Genomic DNA, 21,323 nt, shown 5'->3' with positions numbered 1-21,323 from the left:
AGTTTTATTAATTATTTTAATTAATTAACGCTTAATTATTTTTTGTTAAATAAATTTCGGTTTTTGTTGTTAAAATTTAACGATCTAGCAATTTTTTAATAAGTTGTTTTCTAAGCAATTTTAAGGGTTTTGCTGTTTTTTGCGTAGTAGTTATTGTAAATTTTATTGATAAGCAAATCTTTATCAATAGGTTTTGTAAGGTAGTCATTCATGCCTAATTGAAGTGCTCTGGCTTTGGTTTCAGGCAAAGCATCTGCTGTAACTGCAATTATAGGAATATTTATTACGGCATTTCCTATACCACCTTTTCTAATAATTTCGGTGGCTTCATAGCCATCCATAATTGGCATTTGCAAATCCATTAAAACCAAATCGTAGATGTCTTTCTTTAAGGTCTCTAAAGCTTCATGTCCATTATGCGCGATTGCAAACGTAAAATTAGGTTCGCTACTTAAAATTTTGCGCATCACCATTTGGTTAAGCTTGTTGTCTTCAACCACAAGAATATGTAAAGGAGGTTTGTTGGTTTTTGGTAAATCTAAAATACGTTCTTTTGCAATGGTTTTTAAAGGTAAATCTATAAATACATCGGTACCACGGTTTTCCTCACTTTCAATGGTTATTTGGCCATTAAATAGTTCTATAATTTTTTTTGCAATAGTTAAGCCTAAACCAATACCACCAAATTGACGTTTATGGTTTAATTTCATTTGACTAAAACTGTCGAAAATAGATTTTTTAGCCTCAGCCTTTATGCCAACACCAGTATCAGAGATTTGTAATGAAAAACGACACAAGTTGTTAGGTTGTTTTAAACATGTTACTTTAAAATAAATACTGCCTGTTTTGGTGAATTTTACCGCATTTGATAAGACTTTATTTATTATTTGAATGAAGCGTTTTTCGTCGGCAATAACATGTGATGGAATTTCAGGATCCATTTCAAAAATATAGTCTAAACCTTTATTTAAAGCCTCAGCTTTCCAATTATTGCTAATTTGATTTATTTTTATTGAAGGGCTGAACTCTGAAGGTTCCAATTGAAGCTCGTTTTTTTCAATTTTTTCAAAATCTAAAATATCGTTAACGTTGCTTAATAAGCTTAATGAGGCGTTTTTTATAATTTCGTAGGGTTTTCTGTCTGTATTGTTTTCTAAATTAGTAAGTTCGCTTTCAGCAATGCCCATAATGGCGTTAATAGGCGTGCGTAATTCATGGCTCATGTTGGACATGAAATAGGTTTTTAATGCACTTATTTCTTGCGATTTATTTAAGGCTTCTTCTTGTGATGTTTCTTTTTCTAAGCGTAAATTTCTAATTAAATTGGTCATAGAAAGCGACAGAAAAATAACCTCGAATCCTGAGCCAAATTTGGCACTGTTAAGTGTAAAAAAGTTATTTGGTAATAAGCTTAAATTATTCATTACAAAGCCTAATAATCCAATAACTAAAAAGAAGATACCAAACGAGAAAAACGGATCGATTTTTATACGCTTAAATCGCATAGTAAATGAGGTGGCGAGTATTAAAACCAGACTAAATAAGCCGTTTAAATTACTTAAAGGATATGCAATTTCTAGAGTTTTCTTGTTTATAAAAAGTAAAATAAAACAAATTCCTATAAAGGCGTAAGCGATGTTGTAGGCTTTTTTAAACCCTTTTAAATGGGTGTTTACATCTAAAAAACATTTGCTGTATTTTAATAGAAAAAAGTTTGAAAACAATGCTGTTATTAAAACTAACCGATCGTTTATATAGCCGCCTTGGGTAAATATATACTCGTGTAATAAACCATCTAAGGCTGCTTGCATTAAACCAATAGATAATACATAAAGACCATAATACAAAAAGGTGTTCTTTTTTAGGCTGGTGTAAAAAAATAAGTAGATTATAGTTGCTAAAAATAGCAGGCCATAAAACAAACCAAGAAATAATTGTTGTTTGTAATTTAATAGTAAAAACTCGGTTTCGCTATACAGGTTTAATGGTAAATTAATGGTTTCGCCATCGCTAGATAAATGAATATATACCTCTTGAACCTCGTTAGGAGGTAAGTTTAATTTAAAAATGGTAGCGCGATGTTTAATCTGTTTATCGTTTATGGGAATTTTGTCGCCACTTTTAAAAGTATGAATAGTCGATCCATTTATTTGATATAGATTGGCTACATCCGTAATAGGACGACCTGTTTCTAAATAAAACGATTTTGGTTGATTGCTACTGTTTTTTATATTAAACCGCACCCAATAATTGCTGGTTGTAAAACCTAAGCTATGATAATCTGTAGTAAGTGGTTGGTATTGTAAGTTTTGTTTTTCTAGTATGTTGTTTATACTAAAAATGGAATCGCCAACATTTGTAAATTGGGCATATTCGTAAAGTTTACCTTTACTTTGCTGGGTATCGAAAACTTGTTGTTGGGCAAACAAGCCTAAACCTATAAAATAGGTTGCTATTAAAAGATGTTTCATGTTTGGGGCATTAACAGCCACAAACCTAATTTAAATTATCTTTTTATAATTTTTTATTAGCCTAAAACATAAAAATAGCGTTCTTTCATCGGTTTTGTAGGGTAATTATTATTTAAAACTATTTAAAAATCAGTTATTTAGTTTTGTTTTAAATAATAAATTATACCATTTGAAGCACAAAATAGTTCTTTTTACCGCGTTGAAGTAGAATAAATTTGTTGTTAATTAAATCGGCCGTAGTTAAGGTGTAATCGTCTTTTACTTTTTCTTTATTTACAGAAATTGAGTTTTCTTTTAAAGCACGACGTGCCTCGCTATTCGATTTTAAAAAGTTGCCTTTATCGGCTAAAGCAGCAATCATGTCTAAGCCGTTTTCAATATCTTCTTTATTAATTTGAGTTAACGGAACACCATCAAAAACATCTAAAAAGGTTTGTTCGTTTAAGCCTTTTAAATCTTCCGATGTCGATTTTCCAAATAAAATATTACTTGCTTTTACGGCATTGTCTAAATCTTCTTTAGAGTGTACCATGGTTGTAATTTCTTCGGCTAAACGTTTTTGTAAAGCACGTAAATGTGGTGCTTGTTGGTGTTCTTCAATTAAAGCAGTGATATCTTCTTTACTTAAAAAAGTAAATATTTTAATGTATTTCTCGGCATCAACATCACTAGTATTAAGCCAGTATTGGTAAAATTTGTAAGGTGATGTACGGTTGGCATCTAGCCAAATGTTACCGCCTTCGGTTTTTCCAAATTTGGTACCATCGGCTTTGGTAATAAGTGGCCAAGTTAAAGCAAAACCTTTACCGCTATCAATACGTCTAATTAATTCGGTACCAGTGGTGATATTTCCCCATTGGTCGCTACCACCCATTTGTAAAGTGCATTTTTTATCGCGGTATAGGTGTAAAAAGTCGAAACCTTGTACTAATTGGTATGTAAACTCGGTAAAACTCATACCAACTGAAGCTTCAGACGATAAACGTTTTTTTACCGAATCTTTGGCCATCATGTAATTTACGGTAATGTGTTTGCCAACATCGCGAATAAACTCTAAAAACGAAAAGTTTTTCATCCAATCGTAGTTATTCACAATAATAGCTGCATTTTCGGCATCGCTATCAAAATCTAAAAAGCGTGATAATTGCTCTTTAATGGCGTTTTGATTGTGTCTTAAAGTAGGTTCGTCAAGTAAGTTACGTTCGGCCGATTTTCCCGAAGGATCGCCAATCATACCCGTAGCGCCACCCACTAAAGCAATAGGTTTGTGGCCTGCCAGTTGGAAATGTTTTAAACCCATAACACCTACTAAGTGCCCAATGTGTAAAGAATCTGCCGTAGGATCTATACCAACATAAGCCATTCGCATAGCTTCCAATAAATGTGCTTCGGTGTTTGGCATAATGTCTTGTATCATGCCTCTCCAAGTTAATTCTTCAACAAAATTCTTTACCATTTTCATCAATTTTTTAAAACTACCGCAAATATAAAAATACACTTATAAATACGCTTCAATTCTTAATAATTCTTTACATTCGTTATATGATTTTAGTAACAGGAGGAACTGGATTAGTAGGCGCACATTTGCTTTTTAAGTTGGTAAATACGAACCAAAATGTGCGTGCTATTTACAGAAACGAGCGCAAGTTTGGTAATGTAAAAAGCGTGTTTTCTTGTTATACAAACGATGTGGAAACCTTATTTAATAAAATAGATTGGGTTGAAGCCGATATTTTAGATATTCCAGCTTTAAGTGAAGCATTTAAGGGTGTTACTAAAGTGTATCACTGTGCTGCTTTTGTAAGTTTTGAGCCCGATAAATATGGTGTGTTAAAAAAAACGAATGTTGAAGGTACTGCTAATATTGTGAATTTAGCGTTACAACACCAAATTGAAAAATTGTGTTATGTAAGTTCGATAGCAACTTTGGGCGACGAGCTAAATAATAAACCCATTACCGAAGCTACTATTTATAATCCTGAAAGCGATAATAGTGTTTATGCCATAACGAAATATGGAGGCGAAATGGAAGTTTGGCGTGCCACTCAAGAAGGTTTAAATGCAGTAATTGTAAACCCAGGTTTAATTTTAGGTCCTGGTATTTGGCGTTACGGCACAGGTAATTTTTTTAAGCGAGCCCAAAAGGGGATAGCGTATTATACGTCTGGAACTGTTGGTCTTGTGTTTGTAAATGATGTGGTAACTGTTATGTTGCAGCTAATGGAAAGTACTATAACTAATGAACGTTTTGTGTTAGTTGCCGAAAATTGGAGGTATAAAAACTTTTTACAAGCTTTAGCAACATCGGTAAATGGAAAACTTCCTGAAAAAATGGCTAAACCTTGGCTTTTAAATTTAGCATGGCGCTTCGATTGGTTTTTAAGTAAAATTACAGGTAAACGCAGGCAACTTACTAAACACCTCGTGGTGTCGCTCACTACCGATACGTTTTATGAAAGTGACAAAATAAAAAAAGCTTTGGATTTTAAGTTTACATCAATTGATGAAACTATTGCTAAAATTGGAGCTATTTACTTGAAACAGGATTAATTAACTTAGGGTTTTTAGGGTGTGCTCGCAAACCTTTTTTTAATAATGGTTTTATAGAGTCTAATTTATTTTGGCGCGTTTTAAAAATCGAATCTTTATTAATTTCTATTTTCGATTTACCAGTTTTTGCCGCGAAATCAATAGAGTCTTTTGTGGCTTGTATCGCTTTTATAGAGTCTTCTTCCTTTTTTGTGGTGTTTTTCCATTCTTCGGCTTCCTGCACTTTAAATGCAGCTTTTAAGGCTTCTAGACTATCATTTACTTGCTCGTAAATATTTTTATAATCTTTAACATGAAATGCATAATAGTTATTGCTTAAAGCAAATTGCAAACTGTCAATATTATGTTTTTCATAAATATAGGTGTTAACATCAACACCGTTTTCTTTCATAATACGTTTATCAACCGAACTTGCAGCACCAATAATTTTAGAGTCAATTAAAATAGCAACCATTTTTTCTTTCGAAATTAGGTTGTCTGGTTTTTCGGGTGCTTTAATTTTGTTGCAGCCTAAAAAAACTAAAACACTAAAAAGGGCAATAACGGTTTTTAATTTCATCGGTTAAAAGTTAATCGTTTCGCATGTTTTACCTCGCTAAATTTAGCATTATGATATACCAAATTACCATTTAAAATAGTATGCGTTATTCTCGATTTAAATGTTGATCCTTCAAAAGGCGACCAACCGCATTTATATAAAACGTTGTCTTTGTTTACGGTCCATGGGTTATTTAAATCTACCAAAACTAAATCAGCAAAATAGCCTTCTTTAATGTATCCGCGTTTTTCAACTTGAAATAAAATGGCTGGATTATGACACATTTTTTCAACAATTTTTTCGATAGAAATTTTACCGCGATGATGCATTTCTAAAAGCGCTGGTAAAGCATGTTGTACTAATGGACCACCAGAAGGTGCTTTAGTATAAACGTTTTTTTTCTCGGTTAAAGTATGTGGTGCGTGGTCGGTTGCAATAACATCAATGCGGTCATCAAGCAAAGCTTCCCACAGTTGATCGCGGTCTTTTGCTGTTTTTACTGCAGGATTCCATTTAATAAAGGTGCCTTTTTTGTCGTAATCTTCATCTGTAAACCAAAGGTGGTGAATACAAACTTCGGCTGTGATTTTTTTGTCTTTTAACGGAATTTTATTGCTAAATAAACTTGTTTCTTTTCCTGTAGATAAATGAAAAACATGTAAACGTGCGCCTGTTTTTTTAGCTAACTCAATAGCTTTTGATGATGATAAATAACAAGCTTCTTCACTTCTAATAATGGGATGGTATTTAATAGGAATATCGTCGCCAAATTTTTCAATATGAGCTTCCAGATTTCGTTTAATTGTGCCTTCGTCTTCACAATGCACCGAAATGACTAAATTGGTGCTTTTAAATATTTTTTCGAGTACTTCGGGGTCGTCAACAAGCATATTTCCTGTTGATGAGCCTAAAAATAATTTTAAACCAGCAACGGCACTTTTATCTAATTTTAATATTTCATCTAAATTATCGTTTGTACCACCAAACATAAACGAGTAATTAGCGTACGATGATTTTGCTGCTATAGCAAACTTTTCTTCTAACTTTTCAATGGTTGTAGTTTGCGGTTTGGTGTTTGGCATTTCAATAAACGAGGTAATGCCACCAGCAATAGCAGCCTTACTTTCGGTTTCAATGTTGGCTTTTTGCGTTAAACCTGGTTCTCTAAAATGAACTTGATCGTCGATAGCACCTGGTAGTAAATATTTGCCTTCGGCATCGATAATTTTTACATCAGATGATTTTGCACTTATTGATGTGTCTATTTTTGTAATAAACGCGCCTTCAATTAATACATCGCCATTAAAAATAGCACCTTCGTTAACTATTTTGGCATTTTTTATTAGTGTAGTTTGTGCTGTCATGTTGCTTTATTTTGTAAACAAACTCTTTATTTTCATGGAAATTACTCCAAAAATAGCTTCCGAAATTATGCCGCCGCTTAATTTAGATTCGCCCCGAGTTCTGTCAGTAAATATAACAGGAACTTCGGTAATTTTAAACTTTTTTAAATAGGTTTTAAATTTCATTTCTATTTGAAAAGCATAACCAATAAACTTAATTTTATCGAGGTTTATGGTTTCTAATACAATGCGTTTGTAACATACAAAACCAGCCGTGGTATCGTGAATTTTCATACCTGTAATTAAACGTACGTATTTTGATGCTACATACGATAGTAATACACGTCCCATTGGCCAGTTTACAACATTTACGCCAGTAACGTAGCGCGAACCAATAGACATATCTGCGCCGTCGTTATGACAGGTTTTGTAAAGTTTAGGTAAATCGGATGGGTTGTGCGAGAAATCGGCATCCATTTCAAAAATGTAATCGTATTTTTTGTCGATACACCATTTAAATCCGTGAATGTATGCGGTACCTAATCCTGATTTTTTTGTTCTCGTTTCTAAAAAAAGTCGGTTAGGATAGTCGTTTTGTAAGTCTTCAACTTTTTTTCCTGTTAAATCGGGCGAATTATCGTCAACTACTAAAATATGTATTTCGTTCGACTGACTAAAAACGGCTCTAATAATAGGTTCAATATTTTCAATTTCGTTATAAGTAGGAATAATTACTACCGCCCCAACCATAATATCGCTTTTCTTTTCAAATAAATTTTAGCAAATGTAAGCTATTCAAATTTTATTCTTTTTAATTATTCCTTAATAAAATCAATCTAAAAAAAATGTGATAATTTTATAGCATGATTAGAACCCTTGTTTCAAACGAGTTATTTACCATATTGTTAACCGTAGGATTTATGGTTGTGGCTGTGGCTAAAATGGTGTCTCCAAAGCGTTTCGAAGATTTTATTATTGTTTTGGTAAATAATAAATACCTTAAAATTTACTCGCGCGACCAAAAGTTTTTAGATAAGTTTGATGGTTTACTGTTTGGTAATTTAATACTGTCGTTATCGGTTTTCTTTTATGTTTTTTACCAGTTTGCTTACGATACGCATAAGGTTTCAATAAACTTAATGTTTAAAATAGCCGTTGGTATAACGGTTTTTATTTTAATAAAAGTGCTGTTAGAGCGCCTAATTGCAAGTGTTTTTCAAATTGATAAATTAATTGATTATTATATTTTTCAAAAAATTACGTTTAAAAACTTTTTAGGGTTGTTTTTGTTACCAGTTAATGCCTTGTTAATTTATACGCTAAAACCTACATTAACCATATTTTATGTTATAATAATTTTATTGTTAATTCTTAATTTAATAGGCGTAATTGCTTCATTTAAAACGTATCAAAGTGTAATAAAAAATAACATATTCTATTTTATTTTGTATCTTTGCGCTCTCGAAATTGCACCCTATGTAATTTTATATAAGGTGTTTATTAGTAAATAACACAAATTAATTGCGCTTAATATGAAAGTGAAAACCATTTTAGTATCTCAACCAGAACCTAAAATAGAAAACTCGCCTTACTTTGATTTACAAGAAAAACAGCGTGTAAAAATTGATTTTAGACCTTTTATTCACGTAGAAGGTGTCTCGGCTAAAGAAATAAGACAACAAAAAATTGATTTAAGTAACTACACCGCTATTATTTTAACTAGTAGAAATGCTGTTGATCATTTTTTTAGAGTAGCCGAAGAAATGCGTTTTAAAGTGCCTGATACTTTAAAATACTTTTGCCAAAGTGAAGCGGTGGCTTATTATCTTCAAAAATATGTGGTTTACAGAAAGCGTAAAATTTATGTAGGTAAACGTACATTTGCAGAACTTACACCACTTATTAAGAAGTATAAAGATGAAAAATTCCTTTTACCAAATACCGATAAAGTAAAACCTGAAGTACCACAAACACTTGATGCTTTAGGTGTAAACTGGAAACAGGCAACGTTTTATAAAACCGTTGTTAGCGATTTGTCGGATTTAGAAAATGTAACTTACGATGTATTGGTGTTTTTTAGTCCGTCGGGAATTGAATCATTATTTAAAAATTTCCCAGATTTTAAACAAAATAATACCAGAATAGCCGTTTTTGGAAATACAACTATTAAAGCTGTTGAAGAAAAAGGGTTGCGTGTAGATATTGCAGCACCAACACCAGAAACACCATCGATGACTATGGCTTTAGAAAAGTATATTGAAAAAGCTAATAAAGCGAAGTAAGGTGTTTTATGAAATAATTAAAAAGAGGTCGTCTAAGAAATTAGACGACCTCTTTTTGTTTTTAGTGCAATTAAATTATTTAAAACTGTATCGCATTCCAAATAACACATTACCTGGTGGCATGGGTACAAATCCAGCCTCGATGTAGTCGGCATTAAAAATGTTGTTTGCGGTTAAGCTAAACTCTAAACTTTTTAAGCTTAAAGCAATCGAAGCATCCCAAACATTATAACTGCTGCCTGTGGTACGCTCAGCATGTTTGTAAACAATGTTCTGACTTACATTCTTAAATAATTGTGTGCTTAGTCTAGTGGTAAAGTGGTGTTTTAACGTATTTAGCGAGTAACGCGAAAGTTCCTCGTTTTGGTCTAAAATATTATCTTCTAAAAAGTTGTAACCTAAAGCCAATGTTTGTTTGTAGCCATTAAGGTTGAAATTATAAGCCACATTGGTTTCAATACCTTTGGTATTTACCACGGCAATATTGGTTGCGGTAAACACTTCGGTATCTGTACTAGGGCGAATAAAATCGATTAAGTTTTTAGCATCACGATTATAAACAGCAACCGATCCTGTAAATCTTGCTGAAAAGTATTTTAAACCAATTTCTTGTGAAAAAGCTTCTTCAACCTCTAAATCAGGGTTTCCAACGGTACTACTATCATTATAATACAAATCGGTATACGTTGGTATGCGGTAGGTGTACCCAATGTTTCCGTAGGCTTTTAAATTATCGGTAATTTTTGCTCCTACATCTAAACCTGGAAAAGCATAAAAATCGAAATCCGAGAAATAAGTAACGGCAACACCTGGTGTAATATCTAAAACATCATTAAATGCACTAAAACGGTGTTCTAGAAATGCGGTTGTCATTAATCGGTTATGGTTTCCTAAATTATTACTGGTAATGTAAACCTTAGCCACATCTACACCAAAACCAGTAACACCCAAATTAGATTGTAACGAAGCGTTAACCTCAGCGCCTATTTTGTTTGTAATGTGCAAGTTTCTGTAGACGGTTGGGTCGTTACGTAAATACACATATTCATCTTGGTTACGTTTCCAATATACACGTGGTGTAAACGTTAATTTTTCGTTTTTAAAAGTGGTTGCAAACGCCAACAAACTGTTTTGAGTTTCTTCATATTGCTCGGTAGCACTAGCGCGTGCATAAAATCCATTAGCACCAAATTTACGCTCTTGGAAGGTAGTGGTCATTTCAATGGCTTGTCCGTTTTTATTAAAGACCGATTTTACAAAGTAATTGCTGTTATCGTAATCGGTGTTATGGCGGTATCCTGCCGACGATAATTTATCGACATGTACAATATGCGACGAGTTTTTTAATTCTGTACCAACCGTTACACCAGCATTAAGTTGCCCAAACGAGCCTGTTTCTAGTTTAACTGAAACCGTATTTTTTAAGTCTTTTTTAGTAACAATATTTATGGCACCATTAAATGCATTTTGTCCAAAAACACGCGCTGCAGGACCTTTTATAATTTCGATACGCTCAATAACTTCAAGCGGTAAAGCAGCATTCATGGTATGGTGACCAGTTTGTGCGTCGTCCATTTTTACACCATCAATAAGTAATAAAGTTTGATCGAAATTACCACCGCGAATGTATAAATCGGCTTGACTACCCGCAGTACCACGACGACGAATATCAACGCCAGCAAACTGCTGTAGCACATCGGCAAAGTTTGTCGCGGCGCTTTTTTTAATGTCTTCGGAAGAAATAATAGTTATGGTTCTAGAGTTTTCCTTAAAAGGAAGATCTATTCGCGATGAGGTGACCACCACTTCTTGAAGCGAGTCGATTTTAGTGGTTTGTTCTTGTGCCTGTAAGCCTAAAATTGCTGAAGCAAAAGCTGCAAATGCAGTAATTTTATTTTTCATTAGTTGATTTCATTTTGATGACGCAAAAATCGTAACTTTCCGGACGATTATGATAGTCCAGTTTAAAAACCATGAATAGTCCGGTTGAACAACTTTTAAAACAACTCATTACTTACGATAAATCGGTGGCGCAACCTGTTTACATTCAAGTAGCACAGCAAATTATAAATGCCATTCAGCGCGGGTATTTATCAAAAGGAAATAAATTACCAGGAACCCGTGTTTTAAGTCAGTTATTAAAAGTACACCGAAACACTGCCGTTGCCATTTACGACGAATTAGCGTCGCAAGGTTGGGTAGAAATTCAAGCAAACAAAGGTACTTTTGTGTTATTTCCTGAAGCAAATACTACAAAAATTAAGGCTTCAGCGCAAGCTATCAATGAGGCTTATCAATATTCAAAAACTACGGGCTTTCCGTTTCAAAAATCGTTTCATTTATCGCCAACCGCACAAACTTCGGAAGCAAACTATAGTATTAACGATGGTAAACCCGATTTACGTTTGCATCCGGTACATCAATTTTCACGTTGGTATAGCGCTGCCATGAAGCGAAACAATTTGGTAAGTAAATGGAATACAACTAACGAATCGTCGTATGGCTTGTTTCAAACCCAACTATGCAATTTTTTAAATACAACGCGTGGTTTTCATATAAAGTCCAACAATATTGTAAGCACGCGAAGTACCGAAATGAGCTTGTACATTGTATCGCAATTGCTTATAAAACCTAATGATGTGGTGTTGGTTGGGCAACTTAGTAATTATTCGGCAAACATGATTTTTCAACAAGCTGGTGCGACTATTAGAACCGTTCCTGTTGATAATAACGGACTCGATATTAATTACATTAAAACACATTTTGTAAAAAACCGCATTAGGTGTGTGTACATATGCGCGAATAGAGATTACCCAACTACGGTTTCTTTAAGTGCCGAACGCCGTTTGCAGTTGCTACAATTGGCAAAAGCCTATGGTTTTGCGATTATTGAAGATGACTATGATTACGATTTTCAGTTCGATGGTTCGTCTATGCAACCTATGGCCAGTGCCGATGCTAATGGAATGGTCATTTATTTGGGCAAGTTGGGGCAATCGTTGTTTCCTAGCTTTCAAACCGGGTTTGTGGTGGCGCCCGAAAATTTAATTTCCGAAGCCAAAAACTATTTACAGCTCCTCGATGAACAAGGCGATTTAATTCAAGAACAAATGCTTTCTGAATTAATTTACGAAGGTGAAATTTACCGCCTTTTAAAAAAGAATGTGGTTACCTATAAACAACGTCGCGATTGGTTGTGTAAGCAATTGGATATACATTTAAATAATATTGTAACCTATAAAATACCCAGTGGCGGATTAGCCATTTGGCTAGAGTTTAAAACTAAAATTTCGTTAGTTAAACTTGCTGAAGCTGCCAATACATACGATTTGTTTTTACCAAAAACCATTTTATACCAAGACCAAAATAACTGCGCCATTAGGTTTGGTTTCGGACATTTAAATGACACTGAAATTGAAATTGTAGTGAAAAAGTTGAAGGAAGCCTATGCAGAAGTGTCGAACTCGTAATTACAATCTTCGCATTTAAACTTATGTTTCGTGTACACGGGCAAAACTGTTACAAACAAATTACCTATAAGTGCAAAAATAAAAGCGAAAAGCGATTTTAAGTCCTTTATAGTAGAAATCAATACTATTTTTTCTCCTTTACAACTTGGGCAATTCATGTTATTGCCTTCATCGTCGGTAGAATATTTTTTTATAGAGCTTAAAATCTGTTGGGCTTCTTCTACTTGAGATGACAAAACTTTAAGTTTTACACCACCAATAGCATTACTAACCAAAGGATCGGTATCGATAGTAATATTATCGCATAAAAACACGTTTATACCATCTGCTTCCAACCGACCTTTTATGATTTGAGCTTCGGTTGAATATTGAAATCGTGCTATGGTTTTAAACGTCTCACTCATGTTAGTATCAAATTTAATAAAAAAATTCTGATAAAAAGATAACTTAATGAACCTATTCAGATTACGAGAGTTGTTTTTGAGTACCTAGAATAATAAATTCATATCTTTAACCATGTTTTTAATTTAACTGATATGAAAAACCTCCTATTCCTAGCCGTATTTTTGGTGTCATTTTTTAGCTTTTCGCAAAACAATTACATTGTAAAAACCGAAGATGGCCGTCGTGTTTTACTAAAAGCCGATTTTACTTGGGAATATATCGATATGCCAACAGAGAATAACCAACAAGTAGCAACTTTAACTGAAGCTAAAGATGCTGGTTGTAACCTCGGTGCCGATTTTGAAGAACCTAAACTCAACAAAAAAATACAATCGCAGCTTAAAAAAGGACGCGCCACGATGAATCATGTTAAAGAAAAAGTTGCAAAAGACCATAATTGCACCGTAAACGATGTTGTTTTAATATCGGTATCGGAGCAAAAAAGTAAAGCGGTTTACGTTTTTTGTGCTAACGGAAAATCTGTAAAGTACAAACGTGTTGGTTTAAATGTTATTGAAGCTGGTAAATTGTTTTAGAAAGTCATACTGAGCGCAGTCGAAGTGCCATACCATTTTTTAAAATCGTGATTCTTCTTGCCACAATGTTTTAATTTATTTTAAAGCTTCAAACAGCAATTCTAAATTGTTAACAATCATCAATTCGGTATCTGCGAAAGGTTGTTTCAAAAGTGTGATTTGCTTTTTGCATTCCTTTAATGTTTTCTTCGGTACTTTTTTACCATTAAGTAAGTTTAACAATGTTGCGCTAACCTGAGATAAATTTAATGATAAAGGTTCTAAAGGCGTTAACTTCGGATTTTTTTCAAGCTTTGAAAATAATTCATATTGGTCTGCCCAACGCGTTAAAAGTATTTTAATCTCTGCTGAAGTCGCTTCATTTTTGTCTGCTAAAAAGTGTTTTACCAAATGATTAAATTGCAATGCATCCATAGCATCTGCGGTACAAGCATCGGCAAATAAAGTAAATGGCGAATAGGTTTTGTATTCGGTGCCACCTTCGTTTCTGCTATAAATTTTTAAAGGTTCGCAAATGTTGGTAAGGGTTTTTAAAGCGTCAATATTTTGGTTGTTCGTTAAATTTCTTAAAACCACAGCTTTGTTTCTTAAATGTGTAATACCAACAGCTTCAAGGTTGTAGTTTATAACCTGTAAACGTTTTAGCATGTGATTTACATCGGTAACGGTTTTGTTAGACCATAAACGTTCTGCAATGGCAGCGGTTCGTGGCCAAATTCTTGAATCTATGGTTAACGAGGTAACAAGTTCGCTCCACATGGTTACTTCGCCACCTAAAATACAAGCTTCTTCTTCCGCCGAAAGGCTAATAGTTCCAATAGGTTCGGTTTGATAATGTTTTATAACCGATTCCATACGATCGATATAAAAACCATTTGAAAGTATGGTTTTGTAACCTTTTTGTGCCGCTTCAATTAAAGTGCCGCCTTTTTGAAGTCCTTCATTTTCTCCGCGCCAAGAATGAATTACAGCAGTTTTTGGCATATTTGGTGTCATAATTTCGTCCCAACCCACTAAATGTTTACCTAATTTGTTCAGGATTTTTTCTAATCGAATATTAAAATAAGTCTGTAAATCATGATTTGTAGCAAGGTTGTTATCGGCTTTAAATTGTTGAATGGCTTCATTTTCGTTCCAATGTTTACCAGCGTTTTCATCGCCACCAATATGAAAATAAGCATCTGGAAAAAGCGGAGCAATTTCAGTAAACAAATTTTCTAAAAAAGTATAGGTGTCTTCAATAATAGGATTTAAAGTCGGGTTGAACACACCCGAAAAACGTTCAATGGTGTATGAGGCATCGGGTTTACTACCCAATTCTGGATAAGCAGTTAAAATAGCTGTGGCATGCCCTGGAACATCAAACTCTGGAATAACACGAATACCTAATTTATTGGCGTAAGCAACCACGTCTTTTATTTGTTCGTGGGTGTAATACAAGCCATCGGAAGCTACAGTATGCAATTTAGGATAGGTTTTACTTTCTACCCGAAAACCTTGATCGTCGGTTAAATGCCAATGAAACACATTCATTTTTACCGAAGCCATAGCACGCAAATTGCGTTTTATAACGTCAACCGAATGAAAATGTCTAGATACATCAATCATTAATCCGCGCCATACAAAACGAGGCGCATCGGTAATGTTTACACCAACAAAGTAATACGATGTTGCATCGTTTTCAAGTAATTGTAGTAAGGTTTCTAAACCGCGAATAGCACCAACATCGGTGGTGGCATTTATGGAAATGCCGTTGGCAGTTACTTGTAGGTTATAAGACTCGTCGGTTTCAATAGATAAAGCAGCAATGGTTTTAAAATTTACAGTTATGCTTGCCGTAGAATCGTTGCTAAAAGGCGCCGGAAAACCCTCATTTATAAACACGCCACTGCGGTTGCTTAAACGCCTTAGAAAAGATGTTGCTGTATGTGGCACACGCATTCCTGATGGTCCGTTTATGGCAATGGTTAAATTTGGGGTAACCGTAAATTGTTGCTCATTTTCTTGAACCTCTTGAGGCCAAGGCATTAAGTTTAATGAGGACTGTATTGGGTTTTGTGACCAGCACGATAACGTGAGTAGGTAAAAAAAGGTAAGGAGTTTATGCATAAAAATTGTTTAAAAGCTTTCATTGCGGCATATTGTGTTTGTTTTTCTCTTATTAATGCTGCAATTTTTTGCGCAACAATAATTTACGATTTAATGAAACCATTGAAAATAGCGTCATGAATTTTCTCAAAACGGTTTATTCAAACTTTGCAGCCTCTGTGTAGGTGATATTTTTTTCTTCAGTAAAATTTACTTTCATGAATACTTTTTTTTAAAGCAAGCAGACCACCAAATTCTGATAGCTTATAAAGAGCTAATTAACTAAAAATTCTAGGTTTTAAAAAACTAAATGTTTAAAATTTGCGAATACAATGTCTCATCATAAGCGAGTACAACATTGTCTGTGTTTTGCTTGGTGTCAACAGAGTTTATTCTTCTAAATTTATTCTACGCTTATTGTCTGTCAAGTACCATGGCAATCCATTTTTGGTAAAAGTTTGTTCTAACTGTTCTTAATTACTGTCAGCTTTATTGAAAGCTGGCAGTAACATCGCTTGGGTAGCGTAGCCGTTGACAGCGTTTTGTGCTTCTACAAAATCTATTGATGTGCTATATTGTTCATCTAGATTTTATAGGTGCCACTGACTACTTCGTTAATTAACGAATAACTTCCGTATGCGATTTCGCTTCAATTTCTATTCCTTACCAAACATCTTTGTAATCGACTAAACTAGCACGAGAAGCTATTTTAACGATTATTAATATTCGGTAAAATCGAACTTGGTTGTGTTTTTGTTACATATTTTGGTAGTTTAGGTAGCCATACACTATCTTGTTCCTAAACTTATTTTGAAACGTAGGTATTTAACTTATGTAATAACGTTGGTTGTGATGTTGGTTATAAGGTATTTGGGCGTACTGGGCTAAATTATCTTCAAATAAGGCCGGAAGCATCTAACTTGGTTCAGTTTGCGGAAGTTAACCACATTATTGCTGTGGTTATGCGAATAGTAGGTTATCGATTGGGGTTTAGAAAAGTGTAGAAATAAAAAATTAGCCAAACTGCAATTAAGTACAGAACTAAAATATTTACACACACAAATACAACCGCATTTTTTCTTCAATAAGTTAAACAATTTGCATGCTTTAACTATACAAAATCGGAACCTGCTTCCCATTTCGTTATAAAATTATGAGACCTTATGCAGTATGCGCTTTACGATGCAAAAAGCTGGAAGGTCAAGTATTTTTTACAAGAAATTATTCCATAAACGTTTGTGTAGATTCAGAGCGTTTGCAATTTTACAAACGTATAGCTTGTGAAATGGATATTATTGGCGATATTGAAGACGTAAACGTGTCGGTACTTTTAAAATAATCACACAAAATAATATGTACAACCTGTATTTAAAAATACCTATTCGATGAAAATTAAATGCGTAATCATTGACGACGAAGACCTTGCGATTGAAGTGATTAAAGAACATTTAAAAAACTTCGATCATATTGAAATTGCAGGAACTTTTACTAATCCGTTAAAAGCATACCGACTCATTGAACAAGAAAAAATTGATGTTGTGTTTTTAGATATTAACATGCCGCAATTAAGTGGTTTTGCATTTATTGAAAACTTAAGCTACAAGCCATCTATAGTTATTACCACGGCATATCGCGAATATGCCGTTAAGAGTTTTGAGCTTAATGTGCTCGATTATTTGGTAAAACCCATACCGTTTAATCGCTTTTTAAAAACCATCAATAAAGTTTACCAACAAGTGTATTTAAGTACGGCTTCATCCGATTTTGGTATTCAGCAAGAACCACACATTTTTTTAAAAGTAGGTAAGAAGATTGTAAAAGTAAACCTAAACGATATTCTTTACATTGAAAGTTTAAAAGATTACATAAAAGTAATCACAACCATTGGCGATTACGTGGTACATAAATCCTTAACCGCAATTTCAGAAGAACTGCCACAATCTAACTTTTTACGTGTACACCGATCGTACACGATTTCTATTAATAAAGTAAAATCGGTTGAAGGGAATTTGGTAGAAATCGCAAGCCGAAAAATACCCATAGGTAGAAACTACGTTAAAATAACCCGCGAACGCATTCTTAATACAAACGACGATTCAGAAAACTAACAAACTATAACATGGTACAGTTACATACAATAGATTATATATTAATAGCCTTATTTTTTTCCACAACTTTATTTATTGGCTTTTGGGTATCGAAGAAATCCAGTAAAAGTGCTTCGGAATATTTCCTATCAGGTCGTTCTATGCCTTGGTGGCTTTTGGGTTTATCGATGGTAGCAACAACCTTTTCTACCGATACACCTAACCTTGTAACCGATATCGTTAGAACCAATGGCGTTTCTGGAAACTGGGTTTGGTGGGCCTTTTTAATTACAGGTCTACTAACCGTTTTTATTTATGCTAAACTATGGCGAAAATCTCAAGTAAACACCGATATTGAATTTTATGAATTACGCTACGGCGGAAAACCGGCTCGTTTTTTACGCGGATTCAGGGCGGTGTATTTAGGTATTGTGTTTAATATTTTAGCCATGTCTGCCGTAACACTTGCTGCCATAAAAATAGGCGGTATTATGCTTGGGTTACAACCTTGGCAAACCGTTGTTGTAGCTGGACTTGTAACTGTTGTTTTTAGTGCTATTGGCGGATTTAAAGGTGTGGTTTACACCGATTTTGTGCTGTTTTTTGTGGCTATGGCTGGTTCTATAGGCGCCGCTTATTATTTAGTGAATTTACCTGAAGTTGGAGGAATGACGGCTTTAATTAATAACGCCGATGTAAGCAGTAAACTATCTTTGTTACCCGATTTTAGCGATACCAACGCACTTATTATTTTATTAATTATTCCGCTTGCAGTACAATGGTGGAGCGCTTGGTATCCTGGATCCGAACCTGGTGGCGGTGGTTATATTGCGCAACGTATGTTGGCCGCAAAAGATGAAAATCACGCTATTGGAGCCACCTTCTTTTTTAATATTATGCATTATGCGTTACGTCCGTGGCCATGGATTCTTGTAGCATTGGCATCTATTGTGGTTTATCCAGATGTGGCGAGTATTCAACAAGCCTTTCCCGATATAGCGGAAAGTAAGTTAGGTCACGATTTAGCCTATTCTGCAATGCTTACTAAACTGCCAGCAGGATTGTTAGGTCTGGTATTAGCGTCTTTGGCGGCAGCTTATATGTCTACCATTTCTACACACTTAAATTGGGGCTCGTCGTATATTGTGAACGATTTTTATAAGCAACAAATCAATAAAAATGCGACCGAAAAACAGTTAGTAGCCGTTGGTAAATTATCAACTGTCATTCTCATGGTTTGTAGTGCATTGTTGGCTTTAGTACTACAAAACGCATTGCAATTATTCGATATTATTTTAATGTTTGGAGCAGGAACCGGACTTATTTTTATTTTACGTTGGTTCTGGTGGCGTATTAATGCGTGGAGCGAAATTACGGCGATGTTTTCATCGGGTATTATTTCGATTTTATTGAATTTTACAGCTTTAGGAACCGTGTTGTTTCATGAAGAAACTGGTGTTTTTCCAGTGTGGGCGAAATTTCCGTTAATTGTTTTAATTACGACCTTACTCTGGGTTTTAGTTACGTTTTTAACGCAACCAGAAAGCAAAAGTGTACTGTACAATTTTTATAAAACCATTCAACCAGGTGGTCCTGGTTGGGCAAAAGTAATTAAGTCTGCAAAAGAAGAGCAAGTTGAGGTAATAACAACCAACGAAGCTTGGAGTGTGCCTTCAGGAATTTTAGCTATGCTTTTAGGTTGCGTCCTTATTTATAGCTGTTTGTTTGCAACAGGTTACTGGATTTATGGCGATTACACCTACGCATTACCGTTAACTATTTTGGCTTTGGTGGCCGCTTTCTTTTTAATTAAAATCTGGAAAAAGATTAAAGCAACCATTTTATAACGATGACGAAGTCGGTGCGCATACAATCGGTCGATATACTTCGAGGTATCACCATTATTGCCATGATTTTGGTAAATAACCCTGGTAGCTGGAGTCATGTATATGCACCGTTATTGCATGCGGAATGGCACGGACTTACGCCAACCGATTTAGTGTTTCCGTTTTTTCTTTTCATTGTAGGGATTTCTATTTTTTATGCCTACAAATCGAAAACAGCTAGTAAATCAACGTATAAAAAAATAACCATTAGAAGTTTAAAACTGATTGGTTTAGGGTTGTTTTTAAAAGTTTTCACACCGTTTTTCCCTTTTGTAATTTCTTGGGAAGCTATACGTTTTCCGGGAGTTTTGCAGCGTATTGGTGTTGTGTTTTTTATAACAGCTGTATTATACTTAAATTGTAATTGGAAAGTATTGTTAGGTGTCACCATCTCTATTTTAATTGGATATTGGCTACTGCTAGGATTTACGCCTTTACCAAATGGCATAGAACCAACCTTTGAAAGAGCGGCAAATAATTGGTGCAATTATGTCGATTTAAAACTTTTTGGAACGCACATGTGGAAACCCGATTACGATCCTGAAGGATTTTTATCCACCATCTCATCTATTGCTACGTGTTTAATTGGTGTTTTAGTGGCTAAAATTCTTGACTCTGGAATTCTTCAAAAGCATATCGTTTTGTTTGTTTTAGGCGGATTTTTACTGGCTTTAGGCTATTTGTTTAGTATTTGGTTTCCTATTAATAAAGCCTTGTGGTCTAGTAGTTTTGTATTGGTGTCTGCGGGTTATGCTACACTGGTTTTAGCTGTTATCTATGTAATTGTAGATGTAAAGCAATGGCATTTTGGAGGTGTTTTTAAGCAAGTAGGTATGAATGCGATTACTATTTATTTTCTGTCTGGGTTTATTGCAAAGTGTTTCTATAAAATCCCTTTAGGAAACTCCACAATACACAGTTGGTTATATCAAACTATTTATGTGTATGATTGGATGCCGCCAAAATTGTCGTCACTTTTATACGCCTTAACAGTGGTCGCTTTTTATGTAGGTTTAGGGCATTTTTTATACAGAAAAAAGATTTTTATAAAGGTGTAATTTTGGTTATTCTTAGTGAATTATTTCGAATACACGATTTTTCCCAAGTTTCTCGATGCAACTTTATCCACCCATTTATGATAACCTCGTTTTCTGGCGTCGAGTAAATCAATCTTTAATTTTTCAGAAAAAAATAAGCCTTGGTTAATGGCTTCATCGGCATCTGTTAAAGCAGCAAGGTTAAGAATATCATTTTTATCGAACCACATATTTATTTCATAACCATTTTGTGTTTTAAACACCGAGATATATTCTAAGTTTTTCAAATCTTGCCAACTTTCGTTGTAAGTAAGCATGCCGATAGCGTAACTATGTTTAATTTTTAATTTTGAAAAATTGAAATGAATATAATGACGCGCAATTAACGGAATAAGAAAGACAAATAACACACCAAAAAACCAAAGAAAATAGGTGATAAATGTCCATGTTTGTGCTGTATTATAGGTAGAAGTTGTAAAAAAGTGAACTAAATACGTAAAGAATCCCGAAAACGCAGCAGCAACAAAAACTTTAAGTAGCCAATGTCGTTTAGGTTCTCTAATGGTAAACTCTACGGTGTGCATGGTGTAA

19 protein-coding genes are annotated in these 21,323 nt (G+C 34.3%); 10 read left to right on the top strand and 9 right to left on the bottom strand.

Annotated elements, in window-relative coordinates:
• Nucleotides 1-110 precede the first annotated feature (110 nt).
• Both PK35_RS03575 and tyrS read right to left on the bottom strand, forming a co-directional pair.
• Nucleotides 111-2,471, bottom strand: a complete 2,361-nt coding sequence (locus PK35_RS03575) for a hybrid sensor histidine kinase/response regulator (RefSeq protein ID WP_044625329.1) — start codon at nt 2,469-2,471, stop codon at nt 111-113.
• 160 nt (nt 2,472-2,631) lie between these two features.
• Nucleotides 2,632-3,927 carry a tyrosine--tRNA ligase gene (tyrS, locus tag PK35_RS03570; protein WP_044625653.1) on the bottom strand — a complete coding sequence of 432 codons (1,296 nt, stop codon included), beginning with the start codon at nt 3,925-3,927 and terminating at the stop codon, nt 2,632-2,634.
• A gap of 86 nt (nt 3,928-4,013) precedes the next feature.
• On the opposite strand from tyrS, the gene PK35_RS03565 reads away from it, so the two are divergent.
• Nucleotides 4,014-5,021 carry an NAD-dependent epimerase/dehydratase family protein gene (locus PK35_RS03565; RefSeq protein ID WP_044625328.1) on the top strand — a complete coding sequence of 336 codons (1,008 nt, stop codon included), beginning with the start codon at nt 4,014-4,016 and terminating at the stop codon, nt 5,019-5,021.
• Here PK35_RS03565 and PK35_RS03560 read toward each other — a convergent pair.
• From PK35_RS03560 to PK35_RS03550, 3 genes are read right to left on the bottom strand one after another with little or no spacing between them, the layout of a single operon-like run.
• Nucleotides 4,999-5,580: a DUF4296 domain-containing protein gene (locus tag PK35_RS03560; protein WP_044625327.1), complete on the bottom strand. Its 582-nt coding sequence runs from the start codon at nt 5,578-5,580 to the stop codon at nt 4,999-5,001. The two genes, PK35_RS03565 and PK35_RS03560, sit on opposite strands and share 23 nt — an antisense overlap.
• Nucleotides 5,577-6,923, bottom strand: coding sequence for a dihydroorotase (locus tag PK35_RS03555; RefSeq protein WP_044625326.1), 1,347 nt, complete (start codon nt 6,921-6,923; stop codon nt 5,577-5,579). The genes PK35_RS03560 and PK35_RS03555 overlap by 4 nt, the downstream gene beginning before the upstream one ends.
• Before the next feature lie 6 nt (nt 6,924-6,929).
• The gene (locus tag PK35_RS03550) at nt 6,930-7,652 is read right to left on the bottom strand and encodes a polyprenol monophosphomannose synthase (protein ID WP_044625325.1); all 723 of its coding nucleotides are present in this window, start codon (nt 7,650-7,652) and stop codon (nt 6,930-6,932) included.
• A 113-nt stretch (nt 7,653-7,765) separates the two neighbouring features.
• On the opposite strand from PK35_RS03550, the gene PK35_RS03545 reads away from it, so the two are divergent.
• Both PK35_RS03545 and PK35_RS03540 read left to right on the top strand, forming a co-directional pair.
• Nucleotides 7,766-8,413 (top strand): DUF4271 domain-containing protein, encoded by a 648-nt coding sequence (locus PK35_RS03545; RefSeq protein WP_044625324.1) that lies wholly within the window; start codon nt 7,766-7,768, stop codon nt 8,411-8,413.
• 21 nt (nt 8,414-8,434) lie between these two features.
• Nucleotides 8,435-9,184, top strand: a complete 750-nt coding sequence (locus PK35_RS03540) for a uroporphyrinogen-III synthase (RefSeq protein ID WP_044625323.1) — start codon at nt 8,435-8,437, stop codon at nt 9,182-9,184.
• Between the two features lie 75 nt (nt 9,185-9,259).
• Here the strand turns inward: PK35_RS03540 and PK35_RS03535 are convergent, their stop codons facing one another.
• Nucleotides 9,260-11,086, bottom strand: a complete 1,827-nt coding sequence (locus tag PK35_RS03535; RefSeq protein ID WP_044625322.1) for a TonB-dependent receptor plug domain-containing protein — start codon at nt 11,084-11,086, stop codon at nt 9,260-9,262.
• Nucleotides 11,087-11,157: 71 nt separating this feature from the next.
• Between PK35_RS03535 and PK35_RS03530 the strand changes: the two genes are divergently transcribed.
• On the top strand, nt 11,158-12,654 hold the full coding sequence (locus tag PK35_RS03530) for an aminotransferase-like domain-containing protein (RefSeq protein WP_044625321.1): 1,497 nt from the start codon (nt 11,158-11,160) through the stop codon (nt 12,652-12,654).
• Here the strand turns inward: PK35_RS03530 and PK35_RS03525 are convergent.
• Nucleotides 12,630-13,058: a putative signal transducing protein gene (locus PK35_RS03525; RefSeq protein ID WP_044625320.1), complete on the bottom strand. Its 429-nt coding sequence runs from the start codon at nt 13,056-13,058 to the stop codon at nt 12,630-12,632. The two genes, PK35_RS03530 and PK35_RS03525, sit on opposite strands and share 25 nt — an antisense overlap.
• Nucleotides 13,059-13,190: 132 nt before the next feature.
• Here PK35_RS03525 and PK35_RS03520 point away from each other — a divergent pair, with 132 nt between their 5' ends.
• Nucleotides 13,191-13,634: a DUF3157 family protein gene (locus PK35_RS03520; RefSeq protein ID WP_044625319.1), complete on the top strand. Its 444-nt coding sequence runs from the start codon at nt 13,191-13,193 to the stop codon at nt 13,632-13,634.
• A 75-nt stretch (nt 13,635-13,709) separates the two neighbouring features.
• Here the strand turns inward: PK35_RS03520 and PK35_RS03515 are convergent, their stop codons facing one another.
• Nucleotides 13,710-15,662, bottom strand: coding sequence for a beta-N-acetylhexosaminidase (locus tag PK35_RS03515; RefSeq protein WP_117624645.1), 1,953 nt, complete (start codon nt 15,660-15,662; stop codon nt 13,710-13,712).
• A 1,038-nt stretch (nt 15,663-16,700) separates the two neighbouring features.
• Here PK35_RS03515 and PK35_RS18015 point away from each other — a divergent pair.
• From PK35_RS18015 to PK35_RS03495, 5 genes are read left to right on the top strand one after another with little or no spacing between them, the layout of a single operon-like run.
• Nucleotides 16,701-16,871: a histidine kinase gene (locus tag PK35_RS18015; RefSeq protein ID WP_082048527.1), complete on the top strand. Its 171-nt coding sequence runs from the start codon at nt 16,701-16,703 to the stop codon at nt 16,869-16,871.
• A 4-nt stretch (nt 16,872-16,875) separates the two neighbouring features.
• A complete protein-coding gene (locus PK35_RS03510; RefSeq protein ID WP_044625317.1) occupies nt 16,876-17,061 on the top strand; it encodes a hypothetical protein in 186 nt (61 codons plus the stop codon).
• 46 nt (nt 17,062-17,107) lie between these two features.
• On the top strand, nt 17,108-17,830 hold the full coding sequence (locus tag PK35_RS03505) for a LytR/AlgR family response regulator transcription factor (RefSeq protein WP_044625316.1): 723 nt from the start codon (nt 17,108-17,110) through the stop codon (nt 17,828-17,830).
• 11 nt (nt 17,831-17,841) lie between these two features.
• Nucleotides 17,842-19,656: a sodium:solute symporter family protein gene (locus PK35_RS03500; RefSeq protein ID WP_044625315.1), complete on the top strand. Its 1,815-nt coding sequence runs from the start codon at nt 17,842-17,844 to the stop codon at nt 19,654-19,656.
• A 2-nt stretch (nt 19,657-19,658) separates the two neighbouring features.
• A complete protein-coding gene (locus tag PK35_RS03495) occupies nt 19,659-20,753 on the top strand; it encodes an acyltransferase family protein (RefSeq protein ID WP_044625314.1) in 1,095 nt (364 codons plus the stop codon).
• A 20-nt stretch (nt 20,754-20,773) separates the two neighbouring features.
• Here the strand turns inward: PK35_RS03495 and PK35_RS03490 are convergent, their stop codons facing one another.
• Nucleotides 20,774-21,316, bottom strand: coding sequence for a hypothetical protein (locus PK35_RS03490; RefSeq protein WP_044625313.1), 543 nt, complete (start codon nt 21,314-21,316; stop codon nt 20,774-20,776).
• Nucleotides 21,317-21,323: the final 7 nt, after the last annotated feature.

It is taken from the genome of Neotamlana nanhaiensis, from assembly GCF_000943555.1.
Classification (GTDB): Bacteria; Bacteroidota; Bacteroidia; order Flavobacteriales; family Flavobacteriaceae; genus Neotamlana; species Neotamlana nanhaiensis.
This window is presented reverse-complemented; position numbering and strand designations above follow the sequence as displayed.